The sequence below is a fragment of the Actinoplanes octamycinicus genome (genome assembly GCF_014205225.1).
GTDB classification, from domain to species: domain Bacteria; phylum Actinomycetota; class Actinomycetes; order Mycobacteriales; family Micromonosporaceae; genus Actinoplanes; species Actinoplanes octamycinicus.
Map to the genome: position 1 here is coordinate 2411514 of NZ_JACHNB010000001.1, position 18554 is coordinate 2430067.

The 18554-nt window shown below is 71.8% G+C and carries 13 protein-coding genes and 1 tRNA gene; 8 read left to right on the forward strand and 6 right to left on the reverse strand.

Going from position 1 to position 18554, the window contains the following annotated elements; genetic code table 11:
* Nucleotides 1-375: 375 nt before the first annotated feature.
* A tRNA-Arg gene (locus tag BJY16_RS10865) sits at nucleotides 376-451 on the forward strand.
* Here BJY16_RS10865 and BJY16_RS10870 read toward each other — a convergent pair.
* Nucleotides 452-1477 (reverse strand): alpha/beta hydrolase, encoded by a 1026-nt coding sequence (locus BJY16_RS10870; RefSeq protein ID WP_185039274.1) that lies wholly within the window; start codon nucleotides 1475-1477, stop codon nucleotides 452-454.
* 121 nt (nucleotides 1478-1598) lie between these two features.
* On the opposite strand from BJY16_RS10870, the gene BJY16_RS47045 reads away from it, so the two are divergent.
* From BJY16_RS47045 to BJY16_RS10890, 5 genes are all read left to right on the forward strand, one after another.
* The gene (locus tag BJY16_RS47045; protein ID WP_260418274.1) at nucleotides 1599-1733 is read left to right on the forward strand and encodes a hypothetical protein; all 135 of its coding nucleotides are present in this window, start codon (nucleotides 1599-1601) and stop codon (nucleotides 1731-1733) included.
* A 186-nt stretch (nucleotides 1734-1919) separates the two neighbouring features.
* Complete coding sequence (locus tag BJY16_RS10875) at nucleotides 1920-2537, forward strand: TetR/AcrR family transcriptional regulator (RefSeq protein ID WP_185039276.1); 618 nt, start codon at nucleotides 1920-1922, stop codon at nucleotides 2535-2537.
* A gap of 46 nt (nucleotides 2538-2583) precedes the next feature.
* A complete protein-coding gene (locus BJY16_RS10880) occupies nucleotides 2584-5148 on the forward strand; it encodes an MMPL family transporter (protein ID WP_185039278.1) in 2565 nt (854 codons plus the stop codon).
* On the forward strand, nucleotides 5145-7319 hold the full coding sequence (locus BJY16_RS10885) for a YhgE/Pip family protein (RefSeq protein ID WP_185039280.1): 2175 nt from the start codon (nucleotides 5145-5147) through the stop codon (nucleotides 7317-7319). The genes BJY16_RS10880 and BJY16_RS10885 overlap by 4 nt, the downstream gene beginning before the upstream one ends.
* Before the next feature lie 125 nt (nucleotides 7320-7444).
* The gene (locus BJY16_RS10890) at nucleotides 7445-8083 is read left to right on the forward strand and encodes a DUF4232 domain-containing protein (RefSeq protein WP_185039282.1); all 639 of its coding nucleotides are present in this window, start codon (nucleotides 7445-7447) and stop codon (nucleotides 8081-8083) included.
* A 114-nt stretch (nucleotides 8084-8197) separates the two neighbouring features.
* On the opposite strand, the gene BJY16_RS10895 is transcribed toward BJY16_RS10890, so the two are convergent.
* The 3 genes from BJY16_RS10895 to BJY16_RS10905 form a co-directional block, all read right to left on the reverse strand.
* Nucleotides 8198-8662: a MarR family winged helix-turn-helix transcriptional regulator gene (locus tag BJY16_RS10895; RefSeq protein WP_373873472.1), complete on the reverse strand. Its 465-nt coding sequence runs from the start codon at nucleotides 8660-8662 to the stop codon at nucleotides 8198-8200.
* Between the two features lie 140 nt (nucleotides 8663-8802).
* Nucleotides 8803-9270 (reverse strand): cytidine/deoxycytidylate deaminase family protein, encoded by a 468-nt coding sequence (locus BJY16_RS10900; RefSeq protein WP_185039284.1) that lies wholly within the window; start codon nucleotides 9268-9270, stop codon nucleotides 8803-8805.
* The gene (locus BJY16_RS10905) at nucleotides 9267-9923 is read right to left on the reverse strand and encodes a GTP cyclohydrolase II (RefSeq protein ID WP_185039286.1); all 657 of its coding nucleotides are present in this window, start codon (nucleotides 9921-9923) and stop codon (nucleotides 9267-9269) included. The genes BJY16_RS10900 and BJY16_RS10905 overlap by 4 nt, the downstream gene beginning before the upstream one ends.
* Before the next feature lie 565 nt (nucleotides 9924-10488).
* On the opposite strand from BJY16_RS10905, the gene BJY16_RS10910 reads away from it, so the two are divergent.
* On the forward strand, nucleotides 10489-11082 hold the full coding sequence (locus tag BJY16_RS10910; RefSeq protein WP_185039288.1) for a pyridoxamine 5'-phosphate oxidase family protein: 594 nt from the start codon (nucleotides 10489-10491) through the stop codon (nucleotides 11080-11082).
* Nucleotides 11083-11088: 6 nt separating this feature from the next.
* On the opposite strand, the gene BJY16_RS10915 is transcribed toward BJY16_RS10910, so the two are convergent.
* Entirely contained in the window at nucleotides 11089-12258 is a 1170-nt protein-coding gene (locus BJY16_RS10915; protein WP_185039291.1) for a calcium-binding protein, read from the reverse strand.
* A gap of 378 nt (nucleotides 12259-12636) precedes the next feature.
* Between BJY16_RS10915 and BJY16_RS10920 the strand changes: the two genes are divergently transcribed.
* The gene (locus tag BJY16_RS10920; protein WP_239177842.1) at nucleotides 12637-17391 is read left to right on the forward strand and encodes an ExeM/NucH family extracellular endonuclease; all 4755 of its coding nucleotides are present in this window, start codon (nucleotides 12637-12639) and stop codon (nucleotides 17389-17391) included.
* A 204-nt stretch (nucleotides 17392-17595) separates the two neighbouring features.
* On the opposite strand, the gene BJY16_RS10925 is transcribed toward BJY16_RS10920, so the two are convergent.
* Nucleotides 17596-18471: a LysR family transcriptional regulator gene (locus BJY16_RS10925; RefSeq protein ID WP_185039295.1), complete on the reverse strand. Its 876-nt coding sequence runs from the start codon at nucleotides 18469-18471 to the stop codon at nucleotides 17596-17598.
* Between the last annotated feature and the right edge of the window lie 83 nt (nucleotides 18472-18554).

The window sequence follows — 18554 nt, forward strand, 5'->3', positions numbered from 1 at the left end:
GGCGTCGAACGGGACTTCCCGTGTCAAGCGCGGCGTCCAGCCGAACGTCTCGCACGCGGCGACCGGCCGGGCCACGCCGACGTTGGCCGCAGGGCCGTGGGACCCAGGGGTCAAACAGCGCGAGCAGACGCATCACCGCTGGATTCATGTTTGGCGGGTGCCGCTGTGACCGCCTTCCTCGAGTCGAAGACGCGTGGTCACTAATGGAGATCCGTGGTCAGCGTTGGGTACCCATGGTCACCGCCCTCGGAAACGGGATTCGTGTGCTCCTGATGTGTCCGTCGGTCGGATCGTCCCGCTCGGGGCACCGGTGGTCAGCGGTGGGTGTTATCGGGTGCGGGTGGTCACCGATGGTCGGGTAACATCACGACTTGCGCCCTCGTAGCTCAGGGGATAGAGCGACGGTTTCCTAAACCGCAGGTCGTAGGTTCGATTCCTACCGGGGGCACCATCAACTACCAGCGCAAACTCCACGGGGTGCGCAGGGAGCGGCGGGGCGGGTGAAGGCGGCTCGCAGGAATGACTCGATCGCCTCGTATGTGGGGTGCGGGGCGTCCGGGGTCAAGGGTGCGCCGACGTGGCGGACCGTGGCTCGGGCATGCGACGGGGCGACGATGTCCCGGTTGTGGCCGACGCCCGGGACTGTGTAATAGGTCGTCGGCACGGCTGCCGCGGCCAAGGCGTCGAAGAGCAGGTCACTCTGGTGCAGGGGGACCAGGCCGTCCTCGGTGCCGTGGATGATCAGGACCGGTGGGGCGGCCGGGGTGAGCCGGCCGATCGGGTTGGCCGCCGCGACCCGGGTCGGGCAGGTCAGAATCGGACAGCCGAGCAGCGATGACTCCGGGGACAGCGCCGAGGCGTGGCAGGCGTCCAGGTGGAACACCTGGTTGAGGGACGGGCACGCGCCGGGCAGCATGTGCGCGTCCATCTGACCGAAGTCGATCGGGGCGTAGAGGTCCACGACGGCGCGCACGCCGGTGCCGGTGAAACCGGCCATCAGTGCCGTCCAGCCGCCCGAGGAGTCGCCGAGCACGGCGATCCGATCCGGGTCGAACTCGTAGCGGCCGGCGTTCGCGCGCAGCCAGCGGACCGCCGCCTGCACGTCGTCCACCTGGGCCGGGAACGTCGCCTGGAGGCTGGAGCGGGTGGACACGCCGGCCACCACGAAGCCGTGCGAGGTGAAGTAGGGGACCAGCGCGGGGGCGTAGCCCTTGCCGTCGTCGGCCAGCCAGCCGCTGCCGCCCATCACGATCAGGAGGGGGCGCGGGCTGGTGACCGATTCTGCCGGTAGGTAGAGGTCGAGCAGATGGCCCCGTCCGCCGGGCGGCTGGGCGGGGGCGTAGGCGAGGTCGCGGAACACCCGTGGCGGACGGGTGGCCGCGGCGGTCGGTGGCGGTCCGGCGGCGACCAGCACCGCCAGCGTGGCGACCAGGGCCGCGGTCAGCGCAAGGAGTCGGGAAAGCGGTCGATTGATCATGAGGGCTCCCCGGCACGGATCACGGTGTCGAGCCGATGGTCACCTACGGTGACAACCCCACGATCCGCGATGCGGCCCGCGCACGGAATCCCCCGGGCCGGTTACCCATTCCGACGTACGAATGAGCACCGCCTCGTTCCACACCGAGATGTCGGCGAGCGGCTCGACCAGCGTCGACGCCGAGTCGCCGAGGGGTGGCCGGAAGGCGGATGGCAGCCCGGCGGCGATGCGCAGCGACCGCGCGACGGCGAGGTGAAGGGGGTGACGGCGATGCGGAGCTACCGAGCGGCGGCGAGGTGAAGGGGTGACAGCAATGCGCAGCGACCGCAGGACGGGGAGGTCAAGGGGTGACGGCGATGCGCAGCGACCGCGGGACGGCGAGGTGCGAAGAGGATGGGTGACGGCGGCGGGGAAGGCCGCACGCCGCATTACTGTGTGCGACATGCCAGCGAAACGCCGTGACGCCGAGGCGAACCGGGACCGGATCCTGCGGGCCGCCCAGGACCTGCTCTCCCGCAATCCGGCGGCCAGCATGGACGACCTGGCCCAGGCCGCCGGCGTGGTCCGGCGGACCGTCTACGCCCACTTCCCGACCCGGGACGCGCTGCTCGACGGCCTCTCCGACAAGGTCTCCACGCACCTGCTCGGCGCGCTCGGCGGCACCGACCGGTCCGGCCTGGAGCCGGAGGTGGCCCTGGCCGACTTCGCGCTCACCGTGTGGACGGTGGGCGCCGAGTACCGCCTGCTGATGACCCTGGCCGACGCCGACCTGGGCGCGTCCCGGCTGCACGAGTTGCTCGCCCCGATCCGGGCGCAGGGCCTGGAGCTACTGGTCCGCGGCCGGGCGAGCGGCCGGTTCGCCACCCATCTGCCGCCCGAGCTGCTCACCCTGGCGCTGCAGGGGATGACCCTGTCGATGATCCAGGCGGTGAACGAGGGCGTCTGGTCGGACGACGGGACGGCCGCCGCGACCGGGGTGCTGATCGCCGCCGGTCTGCCGGTCACCGCCGCCGAGGAGGCCGTCGCGCGGGCGAGAAACCTGAAAGTTGCACACGACTGAGCAGTAACGCTAACCTGCACGCACCTGTGCAGGTTAGGGGCTCCCCGTGTCTTCCGCACTTCACCGTCTCGCGCTCTCCGTCGTCCGGCACCGCGGCCGCACCCTGGTCATCTGGCTGCTCGCGCTGCTCGTGCTGGCCGGCGGCGGCCTGCTGATCGCCCGCGGCACCGATGACGCCTTCACCATTCCGGGTTCCGAGTCGCAGCAGGCCCTGGACACCCTCAAGCGGGTCTTTCCCGAGGTCAGCGGCTCCTCCGCGCAGATCGTGATCACCGGGGTGGATCCGGCCGGCGAGAGGGCGGCGATCACCGACGCGGTCCGGGCAGCCGAGCGGGTCGACCAGGTGATCACCGTGATCTCGCCGTTCGACGAACGGTTCAAGGGCAATCGCACCGGCCGCGCGGCGATCATCACGGTCCAGTTCGACGTCGCCTTCATGGACGTCAAGCCGGCCACCAAGGCCACCATCGACAAGATCGGCACGGACCTCCAGGGCCACATCCCGGGCGCGACGACCACAGTGGGCGGGGACGCCTATGCCGACCGGGTGCCGAAGCCCAGCCCGATCGAGGGGCTCGGCCTGGTGGTCGCGCTGATCGTTCTGCTGATCACCTTCGGCTCGCTGGTCGCCGCCGGGCTCCCGCTGCTCACCGCGATCCTCGGTGTCGGCCTCTCGGTCGGCCTGCTCTACGGGGTCACCCGGGTGGTCACCGTCCCGTCCACCGCGGTCACCCTGGCGATGATGCTCGGGCTGGCGGTCGGCATCGACTACGCGCTGTTCCTCCTCTCCCGCCACCGTGACCAGTTGCGGGACGGGCTGGCGGTGACCGACTCGATCGCCCGGGCGACCGCCACGGCCGGCTCGGCGGTGGTCTTCGCCGGCCTGACCGTGGTGATCGCCCTGGTCGGGCTGGTGGTGGCGGGCATCCCGTTCCTCACCACGATGGGACTCTGCGCCGCGGTGGCGGTGGCGATCGCCGTACTGATAGCCGTCACTTTGATGCCGGCGCTCCTCGCGCTGGCCGGCGAACGTCTGCGACCGCGCGTCCGGAAAGAGAAGAAGCCGGGCAAGCGGCGGATCGACGTCTACGCGCGCTGGGTCGCGGCGGTGACCCGGCGGCCGGTGCTCACCATCGTGGTCCTGCTGCTCGGGCTCGGCGCGCTGGCGCTGCCGGCGACCGAGCTGCGGCTGGCGCTGCCGGACGGGGCCAGCGAGGCGCCGGGCAGCGCGGCGCGGCGGACCTACGACGTGATCACCGCGGAGTTCGGTCCGGGCTACAACGGCCCGCTGCTGGTCACCGCGGACATCATCGCCTCGCATGATCCGGTCGGCCTGATGAACCGGCTCGGCGCGGAGATCGCGAAGGTGCCCGGCGTGGCGCTGGTGCCGATCGCCACGCCGAATCCGCGGGCCGAGATCGGCATCGTGCAGGTGGTCCCGGCCAGCGCGCCGGACTCGCCGGACACCGCCGACCTGGTCGCCCGGCTGCGCGCGCTGGCGCCGCACTTCCGCGCCGAGTACGGCGTGCCCACCGCGGTCACCGGGATCACCGCGGTCGGCGTGGACGTGTCGGCCCGGCTCGGCGGCGCTCTGGTGCCGTTCGGGATCCTGGTGGTCGGGCTGTCCCTGGTGCTGCTCACCATGGTGTTCCGGTCGATCGCGGTGCCGATCAAGGCGACCGTCGGCTACCTGCTCTCGGTCGGCGCCGCGTTCGGGGTGACCGCGCTGGTCTTCCAGCGCGGCTGGCTCGCCGCGGAGCTGAACGTCGCGCACACCGGCAGCGTGATCAGCTTCCTGCCGATCATCCTGATGGGTGTCCTGTTCGGACTCGCGATGGACTACGAGGTCTTCCTGGTCGCCCGGATCCGCGAGGAGTACGTGCACACCGGCGAGGCCCGGCACGCGATCGACACCGGGTTCCGGGCCTCGGCGCCGGTCGTGGTGGCCGCCGCCGCGATCATGTTCGCGGTCTTCGCCGCGTTCGTCCCGGAGAGCGCCGCGACGGTCAAACCGATCGCGTTGAGCCTGGCCGTCGGCGTCTTCGTGGACGCGTTCCTGGTCCGGATGACGCTGGTCCCGGCAGTGCTGGCGCTGCTCGGCGCGCGGGCCTGGTGGCTGCCGGCCGGGCTGGACCGGCGGCTGCCGTCCTTCGACGTGGAGGGCGAGGGCGTCACCCGGGAGCTGGCCCTGGCCGACTGGCCGGAGCCGGGCGCCACCGACGTGGTCGCCACCGACCGGCTGCGGGTCGGACCCGGCGAGATCGTCAACGTGGTCGGCGACCCCCGGTCGGCAAGCGCGTTCCTGCTCGCCGTCGGCGGCCGGGTCGCCCGGGTGCCCGGCCGGATGAAGACGCTCGGCCGGGTCCTGCCGCAGCGCGCCGCCGAGGTGCGCGACGAGGTCGTGCTGATCCGCCGCCCGGACCCGGACGCGATCCTGGCGGCCGCCGCCGGGACGCCGCCGCTGCTGCTGATCGACGGCTTCGACCGGGTGCCCGACCGGGCTGCGGTGCTGGCCGGGCTGCGGTCCGCGGCCGAGCGGGGCAGCACGGTCCTGATCACCGGTCGTGCTCATGATCCCGAAATCCCGACGAGCATCGAGGTGCCCGCATGACCAGGAAGTGGCTCGGCGCGCTGCTGGTGCCGCTGCTCGCGGCGACCGCGCTGCTGGCGGCCTTCCACGATCCGGCGGCCCGGCTGGACACGGTGACCGCCGCGATCGTCAACGACGACCAGCCGGTGCAGCGGGACGGGCAGACCATCCCGCTCGGCCGGGAGCTGGCCGCCAAGCTGGTCGCGCACACCGGCGACAACTACACCTGGGTGCTCACCGGCGCCGACGACGCCGCGGCCGGGCTGGACTCGGGGCGTTACCGGGTCGCGGTCACCATCCCGGCGAACTTCTCCCGGGCGGCGATCTCCACCGGCAACGCCGAGCCGGCCACGGCGGAGCGGGCCTGGGTGGCGGTGACCGCGTCGCGTACCTCGAACGGGGTCGACCCGGTGGTCAGCCGGACCCTGACCGACGCCGCGGTCGCCACCCTCAACCAGACCGTGGTCGAGACCTACCTGGACAACGTCTACCTGGGCTTCAACCGGATGCACGACCAGCTCGGCGAGGCCGCGGACGGCGCCGGTCAGGTGTCCGGCGGCGCCGGCCGGGTGGCCGACGGCAGCAACCGGCTGGTGATCGGGCTGGGGCAGCTCGCCACCGGCAGCGGCGCGCTGGCCGACGGCACCGACCGGCTCAGCTCCGGCGCGTCCACTCTGGCCGAAGGTGCCGGGCAGCTCCGCGACGGGGCCGGCACGCTGGCCACCGGCACCGGGCAGCTCGCCACCGGCGCGACCCGGCTGAGCAGCGGCGCCGGGCAGCTCGCGGCCGGCACGCAGGAGCTGGCCGGCGGCCTGGCCACGCTGCGCACCCGGACCGCCGCCCTGCCCGCGCAGACCCGGGAGCTGGCCGACGGCGCGCAGCGGGTCGCCGACGGCAACCAGCGGCTCGCGGACACCGTGGTGCCGATCGCCAACCAGGTGGTGACCGGCATTGATCGGCTGCCCGACCTCACCTCGGCGACCCGGCGGGCCCGGGAGCTGGCTGATCAGTGTCAGACACCGGCCGACGTGTGCGCGCAGCTGCGCGATGCCGCCGACCGGCTCGTCGAGGCCAGCGGCGACGCGGAGACCGCCAAGTCCGGCGTGCGGGCCAAGGTGATCGAGGTCCGGGACGGGATCACCGACCTGGCCGACGGCGCCCAGCAGGTCGCCGACGGCGCGGACCGGCTCGCCGATCAGACTCCGCAGCTGGTCGGCGGCATCCGGCAGGCCGCGACCGGTGCGTCCACCGTGGACAAGGCGGCCGGGCGGCTCGCCGACGGCGCCGCCGAGTTGCGGACCGGTGCCGGGAAGGCGGCGACCGGCGCGGCCGCGCTGCGCGACGGCGCGCAGCGGCTGGCCGGGGGAGCGGACCAGCTCGCCGACGGCGCCGCGGACGCCGCCTCCGGCGCCGATCAACTGACTTCTGGGGTACGCCAGGCCGGCGCCGCCGGTCGGCAACTCGCTGACGGGTCCACCCGGCTCGCCGGTGGCGCCGCCGACCTGGCCGGCGCCCTGGACGACGGCCGGGCCCAGGTGCCCAGCTACTCGGCGGCGGAACGGGAGCATCTGCGGGCCGTCGCCGCCACCCCGATCGCCGCGACCGGGCACGGCTTCAGCGACCTGGGCGCGCTGGCCGCCGGCCCGATCCTGGTGCTGGTGCTCTGGCTGGGCGTGCTGCTGCTGCCCTACCGCGGCCGGGACCCGCTCACCTGGCGCGGCCCGACCTGGCGGCTCGCGGTGACCAACCTCCGGCGCCCACTCGGGTACGCCCTCGCCCAGGCCCTGCTGGTGACCGCCGCCGCCGAGGTGTTCCTCCGGCTCGGGCCGTGGCGGGCGCTCGCGCTGCTCGCCGTGGACGGGCTGGTCGCCGTGGTGTTCGTGCTGGTGGTGCAGGCGCTGGTGGTCGGTTTCGGCGCGGCCGGGCGGCTGCTCGGGGTGCTGGTGCCGGTGATCGCGCTGGCCACCGCGGTGGTCTCCGGGGTGCCCGGTGCGCTCGCCACGGTCGCGAGCTACCTGCCGACGTACGGGCCGGTCTTCGCGGTGCGGGCGCTGACCGCGCACGGCGGGGCGGGCGGCACCGGGGTCGCGCTGACCCTGGGCTGGCTGCTGCTCGGGGTGCTCGGAGTGCTCTGCGCGTACGCCTACCGGCGGACCGTCCGGATCGGCGGACTGCTGGTGACGGCGGCGTGACGGTCCGCGGGACGGGCTGGCACGAAGCCGGGATGGAGCGCTCCCACGATCATCCATAGTGTTCTCGGTGTCCGGCGGCGCGGCCGGCGAGCTTGCTGATTCTTTTCAGACACGAGGTATCACCGATGAACTGGCGTCCCGTTCTTGCCGTCCCGGCGATGTGCGCCGCCGCGCTGCTCGCGCTGACCGCTTGCCAGCAGGACACCGCCGCGGCGCCGGCGGCCCCGGCCACGACCGTCCCGGCCACGACCGCCGCGGCCTCCGCGCCCGGGTCGGCACCGTCCTCTGCGGACGCGCCGGCCACGGTCACGACCAAGGCTCCGACCAGCGACCCCGGCGACCCGGACGCGCCGGCCTGCGCCACCGCCAACCTGAAGGTCACCATCGACGAGGCGGAGGGTGCGGGCGGCCACAGCATCGCGCCGGTGCACTTCCGCAACACCGGCCCGGCCTGCTGGATCGAGGGCTACCCGACGGTCGTCACCGGGGCCGGCGCCACCGCCGGGAAGACCCCGGCCGGTTACGGGGGCGGGCTCAGCGACGGCTCGGCTCCGTCGCCCTACCTGCTGGAGAAGGGCGACACCGCGTCCGCGGTGATCGAGGCGCTGAACGCCAACCCGGACGGCACCGCCTGCCAGTCGGTCACCACCATCCGGGTCAGCCCGCCGAAAGAGCGCGCCTCGGTGAAACTCGCCTGGTCCGGCGGCTGCGCCGGGTTCGAGGTGCACCCGGTCATCCGCGGCACGACCGGCCGGGAGGACTGAGGCGGCGGCCGGGAGGACTGAGGCGGCGGCCGGGGAGCTGGACGCTGGCCGGTGGCCTGGACGCCGGCTGGGGAACTGGACCCTGGCCGGAGGCCTGGGGAGCTGGGCCGCGGGTCAGGCGGTGACCGCGGGAAGGATCTTGCCGGTGATCGCGCGGAGCTGCTCCACCTCGGCCTCCGACAGGTTGTCGAAGATCAGGCGGCGGACCTCGGCCACGTGCCCGGGCGCGGCCGCCGCCAGCACCGCCATGCCCGCGTCGGTGAGCGAGGCGATCTGGCCGCGCCGGTCGAACGAGCAGGCCTGCCGGATCACCCAGCCGCGCTGCTCCAGGCTGGCCACCGCGTGCGACAGCCGGCTGGTGGTGGTGCCGACCATCCGGGCCAGATCGGTCATCCGCATCGAGCGGGACGGATCGTTGCTGAGCATCGCGAGAATCTGGTAGTACGCATGCGGGATGCCGGCGTCGTCCCGCAGCTGCCGGTCGAGCGCGCTCGGCAGCAGCATGAGCAGCTGCGTCAGGTTCAGCCAAGCTGCCATCTCCGGGCTGCTGAGCCACCGCGGCTCCGAGTCCGCGGTCACGACGGAGCCCGTGGAAGCGACGGAGCTGCCGGTAGCGACGGGGCCGCCGGAAGGGGCGGGGCCGCCGGAAGCGCTGGAGCATGCGGGAGCGACGGGGCGCGCGGGAACAAGGAGGTCAGCGGTCACCACGGCTTCCTGAGTCATGTCGTCTGCATCCCCATGACGTGCGCGTTGATGTCCCGGACCGCCTCACCCAGATCAGAGATCTCGATCACTTCGAGGCCGTGCGCCTGGAGTGTCTCCACCCCGGTGCAGTCGGCGAAGTGCAGCGGCTCGCGTAGCGCCAGCACCACCCGGCGGATGCCGGCGGCGAGGATCAGCTCGGTGCACGAGACCGGCCGGGACTTGCGGGTGGTGCACGGCTCCAGCGAGGTGTAGAGCGTCGCCTCGGCCAGGTCGAGGCCGCGCCCGGCCAGCTTGGCCAGCGCCTCCTCCTCGGCGTGGAAGTGCGGGTCGGTCTCCCCGGTGTATCCGGTGGCCATCGGGTTGCCGGCCGGGCCGACCACCAGAGCGCCGACCGCGTAGTGCGTCGGCGACGGCGGGGACAGCCGGGAGAGGTCGATGGCCGATCGTGTCCAGAAACGGTCAGCCTCGGTGTATGACGTCATGCGGCACCGGTCAGGTCGAGGGTGTGCGCGGTGTGGTCGCGCTTGGCAGCAAGGTACCGGGCGTTCGCTTCGGACAGATGAACGCCCGTGCGGATCTGCTCGGTCACCTCCACGCCGAGGTCGGCGAGCTGCCCGGCCTTGTCCGGGTTGTTGCTGAGCAGCCGGATCCGGTCGACGTCCAGCGCGTGCAGCATCTGCGCCGCGGCGGTGTAGTCCCGCTCGTCCTCGCCGTGGCCGAGCGCGAGGTTCGCCTGGTAGGTGTCCAGCCCGGTGTCCTGCAAAGCGTACGCGTCCAGCTTCGCGTAGAGGCCGATCCCACGGCCCTCCTGGCGCAGGTAGAGCAGGACGCCGCCGTGCTCGGTGATCCGCTCGGCGGCCTCGCGCAGCTGGGGGCCGCAGTCGCAGCGCTGGCTGCCGAAGACGTCTCCGGTGAGGCACTCACTGTGCGGGCGGACCAGGGGGTTCGTGGCGTTGCGCCAGTCACCGAGGCCGAGCGCCAGGTGCTCGCGCCCGTCGGCCAGGCCGATGAAGGTGAACACCTCGGCGGTGGTGCGGTAGCCGTCCGGGAACTCGAGCGGCACCGTGACCCGGGTGCGAACTCGTGCCGCCGGAGGCCTCACCTGCGCCGTCGCCTGACCGATCGTCACCGTCATCGCAACCCCCATGGTTGTTGAAGTTTCACCAACACTATTCGCCGGTTGCTCTTGAAACTTCAACAACGAGGGGAGTGGGTTACATCACGATCGAATCACTCAACTCACTCCGGCCGCCGAAATCCGGTACACCCAGCATCCACCGGATCGCCCGCCCGGCCACCGCCGGACACCCCGCCTCCCCGTCCACTTCCGGACCAAACCCCCTTTCCGGTACGCCCACCGCCCCCGTGGCGGCGAGGTGCTCCGCGAGCGATGGGCGGGACGGAGGCGTACGCAAAGCGTCGTGAACCGTGACCGAGCGCGGCCGTGCCCTCCGCGGCCACCTCTGTGGCATCTTGTTGTCACCCGTTCGGGTGACATGGACTCGTCTGATCGGCGTCGCCGAGCGGCCCGTTCCGTCAGTCGATCGAGGGCGGGTCCTGCACTGATGCCGTCCCGTGGCGTCGAAACCAGCCACAATAGACAGCCCTGGATGCAAGTTGCAACGCTATGCGTTCGGACGGTCACTCTCTGAAACTCTTCGGCAACGGGGAGTCGGTATCCGGGCGGCAGAGGGGCCATCATGAACGACGGTGAACGACAGCTGCAGGACCAACTCGGCACCCGGGAGCGGGCCGACGCGTTCGCCGCGCGGCAGACGCTGCACCACCTCAACGACCGGATGCGCCGCTTCATCGGCCGTCAGGAAATGATGTTCCTGGCCACCGCGGACCCGTCCGGTGGCTGCGACAGCACCTTCCGGGCCGGGCCGCCCGGGTTCGTCCGGGTGCTCGACGAGGAACACCTCAGCTGGCCGGAGTACCGCGGCAACGGGGTGATGGCGAGCCTCGGCAACATCACCGGCAACGGCCAGGTGGGCCTGCTCTTCATCGACTTCCAGGAGGTCATCGGCCTGCACGTGAACGGCACCGCGGAGATCGTCGAGGACCCGGAGGGGCCGGCCGGCACGCCACCCGGGCTGCGGGCCCGGCTGTGGGTGGTCGCCCGGGTGCAGGAGGCCTACATCCACTGCGCCAAGCACATCCCGCGGATGGTGAAGATCCCGCGGCAGCGGGGCCGGCTCCCGGAGACCGAGCAGCGGATCAAGAAGAGCGACTACTTCATCCCCGACCCGGCGAGCCGGCCGTGCGCGCCGCTGCCCACCACGGGCGGGTAGCGCGGCTCAGCGCTCGCAGCCGCGCAGGGTGTCGCGCCTCGTCGCCACGCACTGGTCGCCGGCATCGCCGTTGACGCCGCCGTCGAGCCAGTCGGCCGCCTCGGCGCCGTCGTCGTCGGAGCCGAGCAGGACGTCGTCGCCGGCGTCGCCGTAGAGCCCGTCGCGTCCGACCCCACCGCTCAGCTGATCGTCGCCGGCGCCGCCGTGGATGGTGTCGTTGCCGCCACGGCCGCCGTGGATGTAGTTGGCGGCGCCGTTGCCGGTCAGCCGATCGTTCTTCGTGCCGCCGCCGAGGTTCTCCACGTCGGCGCCGACGGTGTCGTGCTCGCCGGACCGGCCGTCGTCGCCTCGGGCGCCGTCCAGGTCGACAACCAGCGGAGCGTCGCTGTCGCTGTAGCTGACGGTGTCGACGTCGGGGCCGCCGAGCAGGACGTCCGCCGCAACGCAGGGGCCGAAGCCCGCGCCCCGCGAGCAGTCGTCGCCCTGCAGGGTGTCCGGGCCGTAACCACCCTCGAGGCGGTCCAACCCCGGACCGCCGAAGATCAGGTCGGATCCGTCGTCGCCGTAGAGCTTGTCGTTGCCGGTCTCACCGTCGATGTAGTCGTCGCCGCGGTCACCGTGGAGCACGTCGCTGCCGGAGCGCTTGCTGCTCGACTCCTCGATCGAGTCGTTGCCGTCGCCGCCGTGGACCAGGTCGTTGCCGTCCCAGCCGTTCAGATTGTCGTTGCCGCCCCGGCCGTAGAGCTTGTCGGCACCGTCGTCGCCGGCGATCCGGTCACCCCGCGACCCGCCGTAGACCCGGTCGTTCCCGGTGCCGGCCGACGCGGTCATCCGCACGTCGGTGTCGTTGACGATCGAGTCGCCGCGGTCGTAGGTGTAGACCTGGAGCCGGGTCGGCGCCTTCCTGGTGGTGCACCGGACCTTGGTCCGGTCGACCTTCTTGCAGCCCTTGCCCGGCTTGATCGCCACCACGTCGTCGATCGTGATGGTGTTGCCCGAGCGGGTCAGCACCACCTTGCTGCGAGCGCCCTTGGCGGCCGCGTAGCGCACCTTGGTGGTCGCGGTCACGGACGCCGTGCCGGCCGAGGCGGCCTGCGCGGGTGACCCGACCGCGGCGACGGAGGCGGTGGTGACCAGGGCCAGCCCGAGCGCGGCGAGCCGGGTGTGGTGTCGCAAGGGGATCTCCTGAGGGATCCGGCGGCACCGATCGCCGCGCGGCGCGACGATCATAGAACGCTACCGTTCCGACGCGCTGCCCCGGCCGCGCCGGCGAGGCGGTGCTCCGGCGTACCGGAGCCGTTTTCCGGCGTCGCGACGGGAACGTATCGTCACGCGCTGTATAGACAGCCGACAGGTAACAATCCGTAGTGGACAGACGAGGGTCTCGCCGGAGTGCTCTTGAGTGGTCGTTTAGGGGTGATTCGGGGCTGTCCTTCAAGGGCCAACCCCCTTTCTGTTACCTAATCGAGAAAGGAACGTCATCGTACGTACCTACGCTCCGGCCCACTCACTTCCATCGGAGGACCAATTTCGATGCGTCCATACATACGCAGCGTGAGCCCGCAGGCTCTCCGAACCTGGGGAGCGGCGGCCCTCGTAACCGCGCTGGGTCTCGGCTTCTCCGGTCCGGCCTTCGCGGCCGAGGCCCAGATCCCGTTCATCAGCGAGATCCACTATGACAACGCCGGCGCGGACAGCGGCGAGGCGATCGAGGTCCAGGCTCCGGCCGGCACCGATCTGTCCGGCTGGCAGATCGTCCTCTACAACGGCACCGGCGGCGCCACCTACGGCACCCCGGCCACCCTGAGCGGCGCCGTTCCGGCGGCCGGCGTGGTCGTGCAGACCTACCCCACCGACGGCCTCCAGAACGGCGCCCCGGACGGCGTGGCCCTGGTCAAGCCGGACGGCACGGTCGCCGAATTCCTCAGCTACGAGGGCAGCTTCGCCGCCACCAGCGGCCCGGCGGCCGGCCGGACCAGCACCGACATCGGCGTCGCCGAGACCACCAGCACCCCGGTCGGGTCGTCGCTGCAGAAGGTCGACGGCGTCTGGCAGGCCCCGGCCACCAGCTCGTTCGGCGCGGTGAACGGCGCCGGCACCACCGACCCGGAGCCGCCGGCGACCGGCTGCACCACCCCGGTCACCAACACGATCGCCGAGGTGCAGGGCCCGGGCGCGGCGTCGCCGCTGGCCGGCAGCAAGGTGACCGTCGAGGGCGTGGTCACCGCGGTGCACACCACCGGCGGGTTCAACGGCTACTACCTGCAGACCGAGGGCACCGGCGGCACCCACTCCGGGACCGCCTCGGACGCCGTCTTCGTCTACGGTGTGGCGGCGAACCTGCCCACCGTCAGCATCGGTGACAAGGCCCGGGCGACCGGCACGGTGACCGAGTTCAACGGGCTCACCGAGATCACCCTGGGCGCCAAGGCCGACACCCAGGTCTGCGCCACCGGGGTGACCGTGCCGACCGCCGTCCCCCTGAGCCTGCCGGCCGGCGACGACGTGCGGGAGACGCTCGAGGGCATGCTGGTCGCGCCGACCGGCAAGTACACCGTCTCGGACACGTACTCGGTGAACAACTACGGCCAGCTGGTGCTGGCCGCCGGTGACGCGGTCGCCAAGGTGCCGACCGACGTGGCCAGGCCGGGCAGCGCCGAGGCGAAGGCCCTGAAGAGCGCCAACCGGGCCGGCCGCATCCTGCTGGACGACGGCCGGACCACCAACCTGTCGACGGCCAACGTCGCGCCGCCGTACCTCACCAAGGATCAGCCGGTCCGGACCGGTGACACGGTCGCCTCCTTCGGCCCGGTGGTGCTCGACTACGCGTACGGTGACTGGCTGCTCGAGCCGACCACCCCGATCGACGCGACCACCCCGGCCGCGAACCGGACCACCTTCACCGCCACCAACCCGCGCACCGCGGCCCCGGCGGCCGTCGGCGGCGACGTCAAGGTGGCCAGCTTCAACGTGCTGAACTACTTCGTCCACTTCGGTGGCGACGCGCGCGGCGCGACCGACGCGGCGGCGGCGGCGAAGCAGCAGGCGAAGATCGTCTCGGCGATCTCCGCGCTGGGCGCCGACGTGGTCGCCCTCATGGAGATCGAGAACTCGGTCCGGTTCGAGGCGAACGACCCGCAGCTGGCGCTGAAGACCCTGGTCGGCGCGCTGAACGAGCGGGACGGCGCGGGTACCTGGGACTACGTGCGCACCCCGGCCGAGCTGCCGAGCCCGGCCGAGCAGGACCTGATCACCACGGCGATCATCTTCAAGCCGGCCAAGGTCACGCCGAAGGGCGCGTCCCGGTCGCTGAGCGACGAGACGGTGTGGTCGAACGCCCGCGAGCCGATCGCGCAGACCTTCACCGCCGGCAGCATCGACTTCACCGTGGTGGCCAACCACCTCAAGTCGAAGAGCGCGTCGACCACCCCGACCGGCGACAACGTGGACGCCGGCGACGGGCAGGGCCCGTACAACGGCGACCGGAAGCGCCAGGCGGCGTCGCTGGTCGAGTTCGTCAAGGGCGTCGAGAAGGACAGCGGCACCGACAAGGTGATCCTGCTGGGTGACTTCAACGCGTACACCCAGGAGGACCCGATGCAGGTCCTCTACGACGCCGGCTACACCGACGTGCACACCACCAAGGCGCCGGGCAAGTCGTCGTACGTGTTCGGTGGCGAGTCCGGCTCGCTGGACCACGCGCTGACCACCCCGGCACTGACCGAGCGGGTCACCGGCGTCGACATCTGGAACATCAACTCGGTCGAGTCGTACGCCTACCAGTACAACGGGTTCGCGCCGTTCTACAGCGCCACCCCGTACCGGGCCAGCGACCACGACCCGGTGGTGATCGGCCTGGACACCGGCGCGGCCAAGCCGGTCGACCTGCAGCTGCTCAACATCAACGACTTCCACGGCCGGCTCGAGGCCCCGTCCGCCGGCACCGGCGGCGCGGCCCAGCTGGTCGGGCTGGTCGACAAGCTGCGCGCGGAGAACCCGAACACGGTGTGGAGCTCGGCCGGTGACAACATCGGCGCCTCCACCTTCATCTCGGCGATCGACGGCGACAACCCGACGATCGACGCGCTGAACGCCGGTGGCCTGGCCGTCTCCGCGGTCGGCAACCACGAGTTCGACAAGGGCATCGCCGACCTGACCGGTCGCGTCGAGGACCGGGCCAAGTTCTCGTACCTGGGCGCCAACGTCTACCTGGACGGCAAGCGGGCGCTGCCGGCGTACTCGGTGCAGACCGTGAACGGCGTCAAGGTCGGCTACGTCGGTGTGGTCACCGAGCAGACCTCCACGCTGGTCGCGCCGGACGGCATCAAGAACGTCGAGTTCCACGACCCGGTGGCCGAGGCGAACAAGGTGGCCGCCGAGCTCTCCGACGGCGACGCCGCCAACGGCGAGGCCGACGTGATCGTGCTGCTCGCCCACGAGGGTGCCGCGACCGAGAACATCGCCACCCCCGAGGCGCTGCAGGCCGACAAGGTGTTCGGTGGCTTCACCCGGGTCAGCGCGGACATCGACGCGATCTTCAGCGGGCACACGCACCAGCCGTACGCCTTCCAGATCCCGGTCCCCGGCACGGACAAGACCCGTCCGGTGATCCAGGCCGAGGACTACGGCCTCAAGCTGGGCCGCGCGGTGCTCACCTACGACCCGGCCACCAAGTCGGTGACCAAGTCGACCGCCGAGCTGATCGACGTCAAGGGCTACCCGGAGAACAGCACCGTCGCCGGCATCGTGGCCACCGCCAAGACGACCGCGGCCGAGCTGGGCAAGCAGAAGCTCGGCTCGATCACCGCGGACATCAAGCGGGCGTACACCGCCGCCGGCGCCGAGGACCGCGGATCCGAGTCGGTGATGGGCAACTTCATCGCCGACGTGCAGCTCGACCAGACCAGCGACGCCGGTCGTGGTGGGGCGCAGATCGCCTTCATGAACAGCGGCGGGCTGCGGAACGACCTGCTCTACGGCGCCGACGGGACGATCACCTACTCGCAGGCGTTCGCGGTGCAGCCGTTCGCCAACGACGTGGTCACCAAGACGCTGTCCGGCGCCGAGATCAAGAAGGTGCTGGAGGAGCAGTGGCAGCCGACCGGCGCGTCCCGGCCGGTGCTGCACCTGGGCTCGTCCAAGGGCTTCACCTACTCGTACGACGTGAAGCAGCCGCAGGGCTCGCGGATCATCGCGTCGTCGATGAAGCTGAACGGGGTCACCATCGACCCGAACGGCAAGTACCGGGTGACGATGAACTCGTTCCTGGCCGGCGGCGGCGACAACTTCGCCACCCTGGGCCTGCACAACGAGACCAAGACCACCACCGGTGACAACGACCTGACCATGCTGGTCAACTACTTCGCCGAGCACAGCCCGATCACCGCGGACACCACGCCGCGCAGCACCGCGGGTGTCCTCGACACCACGGCGCCGACCGGGACGTACGCGGTGAACGCGGCCGCGATCTGGCCGGGCCAGACGGTGACCCTCACGCAGTCGGCGCTGACCGACGACGTGACCGCCGCCGCGCAGGTCAAGCAGGTGGTGAACTGGGGCGACGGCAGCGCGGCGGAGACGCTGGCGGCCGGCGCGACCAAGGCGACGCACACCTACGCGGCGGCCGGCAGCTACCCGGTCACCGTGACGCTGACCGACGAGGCCGGCAACGCCGCGACCGTCTCCGGCGGCACCGTGGTGGCGGCCGCGCAGGCCGGCAAGTACACCCTGGACAAGTGCCTGGTGTGGTCCGGCGAGACGGTCACCGTGCAGCCCAGCGGGGTCACCGGCGCCGACAGCTACCAGGTCAACTGGGGTGACGGCACGGTCGGCGGCCTGACCCACGTCTACCGCAAGGGTGGCAGCTTCACGGTCACCGCGACCCCGGTGAACGCGGCCGGCGCCGGCAAGGCCGTCAAGGTCGGCTCGGTGCTGGTGGTCCAGGACATCCTCGCCCCGGTGGCCGGCCTCAGCCTGCCCCGGGACGCGGACCGGGCGGCCTCCTGGACGACGGTCAACGGCACGGTCATCGACCTGGGCGCGGGCGTGGACAGCGTCTCGGTGAAGCTGATCGAGCAGCGGTCCGGCAAGTGGTTCGCCTACGCGGCCGGCACGTGGACCGTCGCGGCCTCGGAGAAGGACGCGTCGGCCCGGGCCGAGGCGGTGACGGCGCAGCTCGACCCGTTCTTCGGGTGGCACGCGGCGGTCTCCGGCGTCGACAAGGGCACGCTGAAGGTCTCCTACTGGGCGACTGACAAGGCGGGCAACCGGTCGTTCGTGTCGACTCACACGCAGCGCATCAGCAAGTAGTCCGGTTCCTGGAAGCCCCCGTCGCGGTCGCGGCGGGGGCTTCCGCTGTTTTCCGCGCTGGGTGCTGCTCTGACTCCGCTTGGCTTGTGCTCAGCTCTCGCCCTGGCTCGTGCTCGGCTTCCGCGCTGGCTTGTGGTCAGCTTCCGCTTGGCTTGTGGTCAGCTTCCGCGCTGGCTTGTGGTCAGCTTCCGCGCTGGCTTGTGGTCAGCCGAAGGCGGCGTCGCAGTGGCGGATGAAGGCGGACAGAGCCGGACTTGTCCGGTCCTGCCAGACCAGCGCCAGCAGGGCCGGGATGTCGATCCCGTCGATCGGGATGCTGACCAGGTCCGGGTGCGCGGCGGCCATCGACTCGCTGAGCACCGCGACGCCCAGACCGCGCCGGGCCAGGCCGGCCACGGTGTCCGGCGAGGTGGCGACGAGCGCGACCTCCGGTCGCAGTCCGGTCCGCCCGGCGAAGGCCTTGTCGAGCACGTCACGGATGCCGGTCCCGACGGGCAGACAGATTGTTTCGTACGCCGTGAGCGCGGTGACCGTGACGCTGCCTCGCATCGCCAGCTCGCTGCCCGGCGCGGTCAGCGCCACCAGGCGCTCGCTCACGATGACCCGGGATTTCAGCTGGTCCGGTGGCTCGCCGGCCAGCCCGGCCAGGGCGACGTCGAGGCTGCCGGTGCGCACCCCGGCGACCAGGTGATCCGAGTTCGCCTCGGCCAGCTCCAGCTCGATCCCCGGATGCTCGTGATGGAACGCGGCGAGCGCGTCGAACAGCGGCGCCACCTCGCACCCGGTCACCATCCCGATGGTGAGCCGGCCCCGGACCAGCCCTTTGACGTCGTCGATCGCGTCGCGCAGGTCGAGGGTGGAGTCGAGCGCGGCCCGGGCGTGCCGCAGCGCCGCGGCGCCCGCCTCGGTGAGCCGGGCGACCCGGCCGCTGCGGTCGAAGAGCTCCGCGCCCAGCTCGTGCTCCAGCGCCTTGATCTGGGCGCTCACCCCGGACTGGGTGATGTGCACCCGGGCCGCGGCGCGGGTGAAGCTGCCGGTCTCGGCGACCGCGACGAAGTACTCCAACTGCCGCAGATCCATGAGTGGCGATTGTAGCTGGTATGAAAACCATTCGTTGGACTTGTAGGCGGCGCCGGGGCAGGGTGGAGTCATGAGCGAACGAG